8 protein-coding genes are annotated in these 8,521 nt (G+C 67.5%); 6 read left to right on the top strand and 2 right to left on the bottom strand.

Annotated features, from left to right (window positions below; all coding sequences use genetic code 11):
* A partial coding sequence (locus Q664_RS44210; RefSeq protein ID WP_043411042.1) for an SRPBCC family protein occupies nucleotides 1-610 on the bottom strand: 610 nt, incomplete at its 3' end.
* Between the two features lie 219 nt (nucleotides 611-829).
* On the opposite strand from Q664_RS44210, the gene Q664_RS44215 reads away from it, so the two are divergent.
* Both Q664_RS44215 and Q664_RS44225 read left to right on the top strand, forming a co-directional pair.
* Nucleotides 830-1,432: a Uma2 family endonuclease gene (locus tag Q664_RS44215; RefSeq protein WP_043411022.1), complete on the top strand. Its 603-nt coding sequence runs from the start codon at nucleotides 830-832 to the stop codon at nucleotides 1,430-1,432.
* A 633-nt stretch (nucleotides 1,433-2,065) separates the two neighbouring features.
* Nucleotides 2,066-2,854 (top strand): DUSAM domain-containing protein, encoded by a 789-nt coding sequence (locus Q664_RS44225; protein WP_043411029.1) that lies wholly within the window; start codon nucleotides 2,066-2,068, stop codon nucleotides 2,852-2,854.
* Nucleotides 2,855-3,055: 201 nt separating this feature from the next.
* Here Q664_RS44225 and Q664_RS44230 read toward each other — a convergent pair whose 3' ends face one another.
* On the bottom strand, nucleotides 3,056-4,222 hold the full coding sequence (locus tag Q664_RS44230; protein WP_043411032.1) for a DUF4388 domain-containing protein: 1,167 nt from the start codon (nucleotides 4,220-4,222) through the stop codon (nucleotides 3,056-3,058).
* A gap of 235 nt (nucleotides 4,223-4,457) precedes the next feature.
* Between Q664_RS44230 and trpS the strand changes: the two genes are divergently transcribed.
* From trpS to Q664_RS44250, 4 genes are all read left to right on the top strand, one after another.
* Nucleotides 4,458-5,471 (top strand): tryptophan--tRNA ligase, encoded by a 1,014-nt coding sequence (gene trpS, locus Q664_RS44235; RefSeq protein WP_043411036.1) that lies wholly within the window; start codon nucleotides 4,458-4,460, stop codon nucleotides 5,469-5,471.
* Nucleotides 5,472-5,490: 19 nt separating this feature from the next.
* The gene (locus tag Q664_RS44240; protein WP_043411040.1) at nucleotides 5,491-6,357 is read left to right on the top strand and encodes a segregation and condensation protein A; all 867 of its coding nucleotides are present in this window, start codon (nucleotides 5,491-5,493) and stop codon (nucleotides 6,355-6,357) included.
* Nucleotides 6,344-7,348, top strand: a complete 1,005-nt coding sequence (scpB, locus tag Q664_RS44245; protein WP_052519457.1) for an SMC-Scp complex subunit ScpB — start codon at nucleotides 6,344-6,346, stop codon at nucleotides 7,346-7,348. The genes Q664_RS44240 and scpB overlap by 14 nt, the downstream gene beginning before the upstream one ends.
* 31 nt (nucleotides 7,349-7,379) lie before the next feature.
* Nucleotides 7,380-8,521: pseudouridine synthase (locus Q664_RS44250; protein WP_043411047.1), on the top strand; the 1,142-nt coding region annotated here is incomplete at its 3' end.

Consider the following 8,521-nt stretch of genomic DNA (forward strand, 5'->3'; position numbering starts at 1 on the left):
CCGGAGCGGCTGCCGCGGCCTCGGCCGCCGCCTTCTCGGCCGCCAGCTTCGCGGCGGCCTCCGCCTCGGCGCGCTTCCGCGTCTCGGCCTCGGCGATCTTGCCCATGGCCGCCAGGCCCTTGTCGAAGTCCGCCCCGAGCATGGCGTCCATGTCCACGAACAGGCCGAAGGCCTTGCCCATGAAGTCGTTGGTGCCGTCCATCTTCCACGTCACCGTCACGCCCTCGGCCGCCGGGCTGAAGGTGAAGGTGGTCGGGCTGGTGGACGGGAACGGCCGGATGAACTCCAGCTTGATGCGGACGAGCTCGTTGGTCTTGCTCTCCTCGATCTCCATCCGGCCCTCGCCCACCTGGTCATTGCCAGACCAGCTGTACTTCGCGCCCACGCCCGTGGCCGCGCCCTCGAAGGTCGTCTTCTGGTTCGGATCCAGCTTGTCCCAGGGCGACCACCCACCCCAGTTGTGGAAGTCGTTCACCAGCGCGAAGGTGATGTCCGGCGCCGCCTTGAACGTCGCGCTGCGCTGCACGGTGTAGGTGGCCGGCTGCATGGCGATGACGCCGCACAGCGCCACGATGACGACGGCCACACCAATGAGGATTTTCTTGAGCATGAGGAGCGCTTTCCTGTCGGGTGAGAAGGCGGGCGGGTCTTAGGGGATAGGGCATACCGCTCGCAAGAGTCCGGGAGTGTGGACTCCTCGAGGATCGTCTCGACCCTGGCCTTGCGGGGGACCCTACCGGAGAAGTCAGAGTCCGGTGTATGATGGCTCAGGAAGAGGAACCAGGGCGCTGCCTCGCGGGTTCTGACCACAAAGGTAGGGGGTGCGGAGATGGGGAAGGGGAAGAAGCCGGCCACGTACGAGGACATTGAGGCGCTGCCGGTCGGGTGGGTCGGGGAGTTGTTGGAGGACGAACTGGTGGCTTCTCCGCGCCCGGCCATGCCTCATGCGCGGGTGGCCTGGGCCTTGAGCATCCTGCTGGGCCCTGCTTCGGATCTGGGACAGCAGGGGCCCAATAGTGGGTGGTGGATCCTTTACGAGCCGGAACTTCACCTCGGGAGGGATGTCCTGGTGCCGGACCTCGCGGGGTGGCGTCGCGATCGGATGCCCGTCCCGCCCTTCATGGACGAGCCGTTCTCCACGGTGGCTCCGGATTGGGTGTGCGAGGTGCTTTCACCCTCGACCGAGCGGGTCGACAGGAAACGCAAACTGCCGCTCTACCATCGCGAGGGGGTGAGCCATGTGTGGCTCATCGATCCGTCGGCTCGCAGCCTGGAGATCTACCGCAGGCAGGAGAGGGATTGGTTGCACGTCGCCCGGCACAGCGGAGACGGCGAGGTCATGGCGGAGCCGTTTGACATGCTCCGGTTGACGCTGGGCTCGCTGTGGTGGCCACGGGCCGCTGCGGCACGGGCTTCCATACCCTCACCCTAGCCCTCTCTTAGGCGCCGTCTGGAAATAAACTTTCTGCCCGAGGAGGAGGGAGAAGGAGTCCTGAGCCAGCGGGCAGACCGGCTAAGTAGACGGTTTCGCACAGCGGGGAACCAGTCAGGACGGGTTGGTGGCGTCCAGCTCGTCACGCCCTGTCCCCGGCTGGCGTTCCCTGGTTAGCTGGCCTAGCCTTTGAGGCATGGAAAACCTGGATTATCCCCCACGCCTCTGGGTGGTCCTTCTGGTGGGTGGGCTCGTGTCGGGCTGTGCAGCGGCTATCGCATGCCGACCGGGAGACTCCACGGTGGACTGCTGCATAAAGAAATACCCGCTGAGCCCGCTAGAGAACTGCACCGCCAGCCGCTCGGACGTGCTCCGAGTTTTGAGGGAAATAGCGGAGGTGAGCGATGTAGTCGCGAACATCAACGAGGACTTCAATCCGGACGACTACGTTGATTCCGATGAGTTCGCCAACAACGAAGACCTGCCAGAGTGGAAACAGCGGTGCATCAAATTTTACGTTGCGTGCACTGAGCGGCGCTGGACGGGCAACTGTTACGATTGCATCCGCTACTGTGAGGGCCAGCGAAAGTGGCCCAAGGACAGGTGCCACCCTTCCGGTGAAGGCAATTAACCATGTCAGCCAAAATTGATTGGAATTCCATTCGCAATCTAGCCCAGCGAGTGCTTGAGGGTGACGAGCCGCTGGAACTGACGGAAGGCACGCGGGCACTCCTGCTCAGGACTGCTCAGGAGGTAGGCATCAGCCAGCCGGACGCTGAGGATGCCCTACGTAGTGTGACCACGGCCAGCACGTTGCTAAAGGAGGTCGTGCGACGCATTGATGATGGCGCTGACCGGCTCGATGATGCACGCCTTGCGATGTATGACCTTCGGGATCAGGGGGACCTTGAGGGGGCCTGCAAGCAAATGCGCGACGTGCTCGCCGTAGAGGTTGTTCCTGTGTACCGCAAGCGGGCTGAAGGTATGCTTGAGGAAATGACCCAACTTGCGGAAGTGGCCGCAAGCGGGCGCGTGAGTGCGAGCCTTCCCGACCGGGACCAACTCGCCGCTCTTGAACGTCGCATCCAGCAGGGACACGCACTGGAACTTGCCGAGGAACTGTGCGCCCTCCTACGCCGGACCGCCCCCACGGCTGGAATCATCGAGGCCGAGACGGAAGAGGCTCTAAAGAGCCCGGGAGGAGCCGAGGCCCTTATGCGGATGATTCTCTCTCGCTTCCGGGAGGGCAAGAAGCGAATCACCCGCGCACTGTTCCGGATGACGAGCCTCCGGGACGCTGGGAATCTCGACGGTGCGCGCCAGCAGATGCGCGACGTGCTGGCCGTGGAGGTCGTGCCGCTATACCGCGAGATGGCCGAGGAGCAGCTAAGGGGCCTCGACGGTCCGCCCCCGGAGTCGTGACCGCTCGGGGCTGGACGCGGGGGAATTATCGCTTGAGTGCCTAACAGCCGTTGGAAGGTGAGCGGAAAGCCCGCCTCATCTGCCGCACTCATCCACAAGAAAGGCGGCACTCGTCCACAAGCTTTTTGTGCCCGCTTGTGGAGCGTGTGCAGTCCTCAGCCCAGGGGGAGAGGGGATATTGCACGGCTTCGTCTGGGGGGCTCAGCGCACGATGATGGGGATGCCGAATGGCTCCGTCTTCGCGCGCTTCCTCGGAGCCCCGGTGTCCGGCATCAGCTTCGCCACGCCCGCTTCCATCAGCCGCTTCAGCGCCCGGTACGCCGCCAGCTCACCCATGGCCGTGTTCCGCAACGCCTCGCGCACCGTCCGGCTGCTCCTCAGTTTCGTGTACAGGTACAGGTCGTCCGCTGTCAGCGACGCCGGGGCAGGGCGCGGCAACGGCTCGAAGTACAGCCGCCCGTCCAGCGCCAGCACCTCCTCGGCCAGCGCCACCGTCAACCGGACCTCCGCCTCCCGGTACAGCGTGTGCGCCTCCGGCACCGGCGCCCGCTCCAACACCTGCGCCGCCACCGCCACCGCCTCCTCGTACCGGCCCCCGTCCACCAGGCCTCGCGCCAGCGTCAGCAGATCCGCCAGCTCCGTCTCCTCGCCCACCTTCGGGCCCCTCGGCTTGCGCGGCGTCAGCGCCCCGCGCCGGTACAGGCGCAGCACCCAGCGCGCCCCATGCAGTGGGCCCTCCGGCGACGCCGCCAGCAACTCGCTCAGCGTCGCCCCGTTCTCGGCCAGCTGCAGCAGCTGCTCCTCCGCCGCCGCCACCGTCTCCACCGCGAACTCCCGGTACACCCCGAACGTCGTCGCCGGCCCCGGGAAGAGATTCCAGAACACCTTCCACTCGAGCAGCCGCGTCAGCGCGTCCCGATGCAGCTCCTTCAGGCCCAGTTGAAGCTCCACCGCCCGCCCCAGCGGCGGCAGCCCCGGGCGGAACTCCACCTCGCCGGACTCCCACCCGTAGCAGTCGAAGAGCGCCTCGCGCGCCTTGTGCTCCATCGCCTCCAGCAGCCGCGCCCTCGCCACCAGGCCCCGCTCCACCACGAAGGTGCCAAAGGGCACGCCCGCCGTCTCCGCCGCCTCGAAGGCCACCGCCGCCCGCTCCGCGTCCAGGATCCGCAGCCGCGCCAGCATCTGTCCCAGGTGCTCCGTCGCCTCGCTGGAGCTCTCGCCCACCAGGTAGCCGCGCTGGAAGAAGAAGTGCCGGCGCACCGCGCCGCGCTCCACGCGCAGCATCCCGTCCACCGCTGGTGCCTCGAAGAACGCGGGCATCAACAGCTGCAGCCGGTAGCTGGCCAGATTCCCCTTGAACCGATCCATGTCGACGACTTCCTTCTCCCTGGGGGAACAGCAGGGTAACGAAGCCCGCCACCCCCGGCAACCCTTTGATTTCACAGTCCTTTGCCTCGGTTGCCGAGTAGGACCCAGTAGTCGGTGTGCTCGGGGAGCGAGCGGCCGGGTTCAATTGCCGCGGCGCGCTCGCAGGAAAGTTGCAGGGTCGCCCTGGGTGTGCGAACCAGGGCTGTCACCCCTTTCGTGTATAGGCGTGGGAGTCATGCGGATCCTCTCGGGAGTCCAGTCCTCGGGCCGGTTGCACATCGGCAACTACTACGGCGCCATCCGTCAGTTCGTGCAGCTCCAGGACGAGGGCCAGGCCTACTTCTTCATCGCCAACCTGCACGCGCTCACCACCGTGCGCGAGCCCAAGCTCGCCGAGGAGCTGACGCGCGACGCCGCCATGGCCTACGTGTCGCTCGGCCTGGATCCGAAGAAGGCCGTCCTCTTCCGGCAGAGCGACGTGCGCGAGGTGCTCGAGCTCTACTGGATCCTCGGCACCGTGGTGCCGCACGCCCACCTCGAGCGCGCCCACAGCTACAAGGACAAGATCGCCAAGGGCATCAGCCCGGACTTCGGCCTCTTCGCCTACCCGGTGCTGATGGCCGCGGACATCCTGCTCTACAGCCCGGACTACGTGCCGGTGGGCAAGGATCAGATCCAGCACATCGAGTTCGCTCGCGACTGGGCGGTGAAGTTCAACCTCACCTACGTGCCCGGCTACGACCCGCAGGACCCCGAGGGCAAGGAGAAGGGTCACGCCCCCGGCCTCCTCAAGCTGCCCGAGGCCCGCGTCCAGGAGAGCACCGCCACGGTGCCGGGCGTGGACGGACAGAAGATGTCCAAGTCCTACGGCAACACCATCGAGCTCTTCGGAGAAGAGAAGGAGATCAAGAAGCGCATCATGGGCATCAAGACGGACTCCACCGCCGTCGAGGCGCCCAAGCCCACCGAGAACGCTCCCTTGTACGATCTGCTCAAGCTCATGCTGCCCGAGCAGCGCTTCCAGGAGGTGGATGCCTCCTGGCGCGCCGGTGGCAAGGGCTACGGCGAGTACAAGAAGCTGCTCCTCGAGGCCTACCACGACACCTTCGGCCCGGCGCGCAAGCGGTACGAGGAGCTCAAGCGCGATCCCGCCGAGCTCGAGCGCATCCTCCAGGATGGCGCCGAGCGCGCCCGGGCCGAGGCCTCCCAGCTCATGCAGCGGATCCGCCGCGCAGTGGGCGTTCCCTGAGCGTGAGTAAGGACGTCTGGTGAGCGCAGGCCGTCGCAGCGCCCCTCCCACCGAGGAGACCCTCGAGGCAGACGTGCCCCGCAGTCCGGGCGACGCGTTCCGCGTCGCCTTGCCCAATTTCGAGGGACCGCTGGATCTGCTGCTCCACCTCATCAAGGAGCACCGGCTCGACATCTTCGACATCCCCCTGGCGCTCATCACCGAGAAGTACCTCGAGCACCTGGAGCGGATGCGGGAGATCAACCTCGACATCGCCGGCGAGTTCCTGGTGATGGCCGCCACGCTGGCGCACCTCAAGAGCCGCATGCTCCTGCCGCGCCAGGACACCGCCGAGCAGACGGCGGACGCGGTCGCCGAGCTGCAGCAGGAGGAGGCCGGAGATCCTCGCGCCGAGCTGGTGCGCCGCCTGCTCGAGTACCAGAAGTACAAGGACGCCGCCGAGCAGCTCGCCATGCAGGACATCCTGGATCGCGACGTGTTCCCGCGCCGGGTGCCCGTGGAGGCCGTGCCCATCCCCGAGGAGGAGGTGGGCCTGCAGGAGTTCTCCGTCCTCAAGCTCATTGAAGCGCTCGATCGGGTATTGGAGCGCCTGGCGCCCAAGCTGCAGCACGAGGTGGTGCGCGAGAAGGTGAGCATCTCCGAGGCCATCATGCGCATCGCCGAGCGCCTGAAGGCCCAGGGAGCGTGTACCTTCGAGAGTCTGTTCGATGAGCATCGTACGCGTCAGGAGCTGGTGATCACCTTCCTGGCCATCCTGGAGATGGTGAAGCGGCGGTTGCTCAAGGTGAGCCAGGAAGCCCCCCTGGCGGACATCCTGCTCACGCCCAACGGGGATGCCCTGGAGCGGCTGGTCCCCACGGAGGTGGATGAGAGTGAGTACCGGTAACAACGGTCCCGAGGACACCGGAGGCAAGCCCCCGCGCTCCTCCGGCGGCCCCAGCCCCTTCACCGAGGAGGAGATCGCCGCCGTCACCGGCCCCGGTGACGAGGACGAGCTGGAGGACTCCGAGGTCGCCACCATCGAGGCCGACGAGGTCCCCGACCTCCAGTCGTCCTTCGAGAAGCTCGTCGTCAAGAGCCGCAACCTCTCCCCGGAGCGCATCCGCACCGTGGTGGAGAGTGTGCTCTTCGTGGCCGAGAAGCCGTTGGATCTGGATCAGCTCTTCGAGGCCACGGGCATCGATCGCGAGAAGATCCAGGAGGCGCTCAACCTCATCTCCGGCGTCCACCGCGACGGCATCAGCGGGATCGTCCTGTACGAGGTGTCCGGCGGCTGGCAGTTCCGCACGGATCCGCACTCGGGCGAGTACGTGCGGCGCTACCTGCGCGTGAAGCCCCAGCGCCTCACCCGCGCCGCCGTGGAGACGCTGGCCATCATCGCCTACCGTCAGCCCGTCACCCGCCCGGAGATCGAGGACATCCGCGGCGTGGACTGCGGCGCCGTCATCAAGGCGCTGCTGGATCGCAAGCTGATCAAGATCCTGGGCAAGAAGGAGGAGGTGGGCCGGCCCATGCTGTACGGGACGACCCGCGAGTTCCTCGAGTTCTTCGCCCTGAAGGACCTGTCCGCCCTGCCCACGCTGCGCGAGTTCCACGAGCTGACGCAGGAGCACCAGGAGATCGTCGAGAAGGAGCGGCCCTCGGCTCCGGCAGCCGCCGGCACCGTGGAGATGCTGGCGGATCCGGACTTCCAGAAGCGCATGGACAAGAGCGTGGCGGCGTCGGAGGCCGCGCTCGAGGAGCTGGAGCAGGCCATGGACGCCGCGGACAAGACGCAGAAGGCCGCCTCCAGCGTCCTGAACCCGACCCCCCCACCACCCCCTGAGGCACCCCCCGAGGCACCCCCCGAGGGTGAAAAGGGGCCAGAGCCTGCTTGACGGGGGGGCCAAGAAGTGGAAGGTGGCGGAAATGGCGTCTGAACGTTTGCAGAAGTACCTGGCCCGCGCTGGCGTGGCCTCTCGGCGGCACGCGGAAGAGCTCATCACCGACGGCCGCGTCACGGTGAACAACCAGAAGGTGACCGAGCTGGGCTCCAAGGTGTCCCCGGGAGACCTGGTGACGGTGGACGGCAAGCTCGTCTCGCCGCCGGAGGAGTCCACCTACTACGTGCTGTACAAGCCGGTGGGCGTCGTGACGACGCTCTCGGATCCGCAGGGGCGGCCCACGGTGGCCAACTACATCGAGGAGACCGGCAAGCGGCTCTTCCCGGTGGGCCGGCTGGACTACGACGCCGAGGGGGCGCTGCTCGTCACGGACGATGGGGCGCTGGCGCACAAGCTGACGCACCCGAGCTTCCAGGTGCCGCGCACGTACCTGGCGAAGGTGAAGGGCTCGCCGGACGCGGCCACGCTGGAGAAGCTGCGCGGCGGTGTGCGGCTGGAGGACGGCATGGCCACGCCGCTGTCCGTGGACGTCTTCGAGCAGGCCGAGCGCAACACGTGGCTGAAGCTGGTGGTGGCCGAGGGCCGCCCGCACCTCATCAAGCGGCTGTGCGCCGCGGTGGGGGCGCCGGTGGTGCGTCTGTTCCGGCCCTCCTACGCGGGCATCACCGTCGAGGGCCTGCGCCCGGGCGAGCTGCGGCCGCTGTCGGAGAACCAGGTGCGCATGCTGAACGAGGTGGCGGACGGGAAGGCCACGCCGCCGGAGCGCGAGCTCAAGCTGCCGCCGCGGCGCCACGGGCGCTCGGCCCCGGGCTTCGCGGAGGCGGACCTGGACGACGATGATTTCGGTGACGAGGCGCCTCCCGCGCCGGCCCGGTCGCGAGCGGCGGCGAAGAAGCCCGCGGCCCGAGGGGCCGCCCGGACGGAGCGTCCCGAGCGCAAGGGTGTGAAGGCGGAGCGTCCGGCGCGAGCGGCGGCGGGTGCTCCCGAGCGCAAGACGTTCGCCCCGCGTGGCGAGGGCGGTTCCCGTCCGGCGTTCCGTGGCGCGGCGGGCCGTGCCGAGCGCCGCGGGACGTGGACTCCCGGCGAGGACGAGGTCGAGGAGACTCCGAGCAGCCGTCCCGAGCGTGAGGAGCGTGGCGAGCGTCCTGCGCGCAAGTCGTTCGGAGC

It is taken from the genome of Archangium violaceum Cb vi76 (assembly GCF_000733295.1).
GTDB lineage: Bacteria > Myxococcota > Myxococcia > Myxococcales > Myxococcaceae > Archangium > Archangium violaceum.

Coding starts and splice junctions, on each gene's coding strand:
- Q664_RS44225 (WP_043411029.1), top strand. CDS start 2,066: ATGTCAGCCAAAATTGATTGGAATTCCATTCGCAATCTAGCCCAGCGA.
- Q664_RS44230 (WP_043411032.1), bottom strand. CDS start 4,222: ATGGATCGGTTCAAGGGGAATCTGGCCAGCTACCGGCTGCAGCTGTTG.
- trpS (WP_043411036.1), top strand. CDS start 4,458: ATGCGGATCCTCTCGGGAGTCCAGTCCTCGGGCCGGTTGCACATCGGC.
- Q664_RS44215 (WP_043411022.1), top strand. CDS start 830: ATGGGGAAGGGGAAGAAGCCGGCCACGTACGAGGACATTGAGGCGCTG.